The following is a 2,618-nucleotide window of genomic DNA, read 5'->3' on the forward strand; positions in this document are numbered from 1 at the left end:
TTTTAAATTTAATGATTTTGGCTCTATTAAACTACATTGTTGTTACGAAAATTTTGTTATCTTGAAACAAATTATAAACAAAGTTATTGATATTTTTTTTTGAATGAATAAACCATATAAGCATTCACAGCGTTAATAAATTTCAAATATCGAATATCGAATATCAAATGAAAAAGTTCAGAACAACTGACCTAAGAAAAGGATATATTTCTTTAATGATATGATAAATAGGAAGTTGATAAATTTCACTATTTTTGTACACGGATTTTAAAATGATACCAATATGCCACAAACACAACTTCCATTTTTTCCAGAGGATATAGAATTAATAAACAATTATGTTGGAGTTCAAAAGAAAAACGGAATCGTATATTACTTCAATGGATGTATGCCCATATTTCAACATCCTGATGATGATTATTCAAGTTTTCGATTGTTTACAAGTCAATTAGTGGTAAATGGCAATGTCAAGCAAATGGATATAGTCAGGGCATTTAATGTCAGTGTAATAAGTGTAAAGCGTTGGGTAAAGAAATACCGTGAAAATGGAGCAGAGGCTTTTTTTTTATAAAGAAGCAACGGCAACCCCGTGTATTGACCCCCGAAATTATCTCAAAAATACATTATTACTTAGAGCTAAACAACAGCATAGAGCAGGTATGCAAATTACTTGGCTTAAAGATTGACACTGTAAAAAAAGCCATAAAAGCAGGTCGGATATTAATTCCTGAAAAAAAAGACAGCCAAGTAGAAATTTACACAAAAAGTGAAAGGAGCATAAATGATAATAACCAGTCGATGGGCAAAGCTTGCTGTAATACCATAGAGAGGGTATTGGCTGTAAAAACCGGGGCAAGTTGCCCGATAACATTTAACAACCAAACAGACCTGCAACATGCAGGAGTATTGCTTACCCTGCCGGCATTAATAACCCAGGGTTTGCTCAGGTATGAAGATGAATTTTCACTTGAAAAAGTATATTACCCAACAAGCAGTGTTTTTTTATCGTTGGCCATATTGTCATTGTTACGGGTAAAAACATTAGCAGGGGCAGGGAGTTTACCAGCAGGCGAACTTGGCAAAACAATCGGGCTTGATAGGATTCCGGAAGTAAAAACCTTAAGGACACGTATAGCTGATTTTTGTCAAAATACGAATATTGATAAATGGAGATTTAATTTAAGCAGGGACTGGATGGCAGACTCCCCAGAACTGAGTGCTGTTTTATATATTGACGGACATATCAATTTATATTATGGAGAGGAAACAGCCCCTCCGAGACGGTTTGTCAGCAGGATGCGGTTATGTTTAAGTGGCACAACAGATTATTGGGTAAATGATGCATTAGGTCAACCATTCTTTGTTATCAATAAAACGATTAGTTCAGGCTTGATAGCATCAATCAAAGAAAATCTGTTAGACAGGTTTGACAAGGATGTGCCAAATCAGCCAAGCCAGGAAGAATTAGCGAAAGATAAATTCAGGAGCAGGTATATGCTTGTATTTGACAGGGAAGGATATAGCCCTGATTTTTTCTATGACCTATGGCAAAAACGAGTTTCAATAGCAACATATAAAAAGTATATAACAGATAAATGGGACAAATCGGAATTTGCAGAATATACAGGAAAGTTACCCTTTGGGAATGAAAAATCTATTGAATTAGCAGAAAGAGGCGTTTTACTGCAAAACAAAGGCAGCCAGAAAAAAATATGGGCAAGGGAAATACGGAAGAAGTCCAAAAGTGGGCATCAAACTTCAATTATTACCACCAATTTTACACTCTCAATAATCATGATTGGCTTGTATATGTTTGCCCGATGGTCGCAGGAAAACTTTTTTAAATATATGATGCAAGAATTTGGCATAGATACACTTGTAAGTTATTTGAAAGAAAATATTAGTGATACTTCCGTTCTTGTCAATCCTCAATATCGGGCATTAGAAAACCTACGAAAAAAGCTCACTTCAAAATTAAATACGGTTAAAGCAAAATTCTCATCTTTAGTGTTGGCAAATACGCCAATAGAAAATAAAGAAATGGAAAAATACCTCTTAAAAAAGGAAGCATTAAAAACAGAAATAGAACAAAGAGAAAAGGAAATCGAACAAATAAAGGCGCAAAAGAAATCAATCCCACGAAAAATAAAATATTCGGAACTACCTGAAATTGAAAAATTTGACAATGTTATAAATGAAAGAAAGCATTTCTTAGATACAATCAAATTAATAGCCTATAGGGCTGAAACAGCAATGTCAAATATTATCAAACAAAACATGTCCCACGATGATGAATCAAGGTTATTATTAAAACAGATATATAAAACAGATGCCAATATTAAAGTTGATAAAGAGAATAAAATGCTTGTGGTAGAAATACATCGTTTAGCTTACCGAAAAGATGATAAAATATTAGAAAAATTATGCCAGATTATGAATGAAACTAAAATGCAATTTCCAGACACAAATCTTACATTATTTTATAAACTGGTATCATCTTAAATCCGTCTAAGTCAGTTGTTCTGATGCTAGTATTCATTCAAAGTGTAATTAGTGCATCTTAGAAAACACCAGTTTTTTTAGTGGCGTAATAAAAAACGTCAAGAACAAGGCTTGCG

At 33.4% G+C, this 2,618-nt stretch carries 2 protein-coding genes; both read left to right on the top strand.

All coding sequences use genetic code 11. The annotated features are described in order from the left end of the window. Positions 1-388 precede the first annotated feature (388 nt). Positions 389-571, top strand: coding sequence for a helix-turn-helix domain-containing protein (locus SVN78_10080; protein ID MDY6821954.1), 183 nt, complete (start codon positions 389-391; stop codon positions 569-571). Positions 572-594: 23 nt separating this feature from the next. Further along, a complete protein-coding gene (locus SVN78_10085) occupies positions 595-2,502 on the top strand; it encodes a hypothetical protein (GenBank protein MDY6821955.1) in 1,908 nt (635 codons plus the stop codon). Positions 2,503-2,618 lie beyond the last annotated feature (116 nt).

The organism is Deferribacterota bacterium, from assembly GCA_034189185.1.
Lineage (GTDB): Bacteria > Chrysiogenota > Deferribacteres > Deferribacterales > UBA228 > UBA228.

Excerpts from the sequence above, each read along its gene's own strand:
- SVN78_10080 (MDY6821954.1), top strand. The coding sequence starts at position 389 with ATGCCCATATTTCAACATCCTGATGATGATTATTCAAGTTTTCGATTG.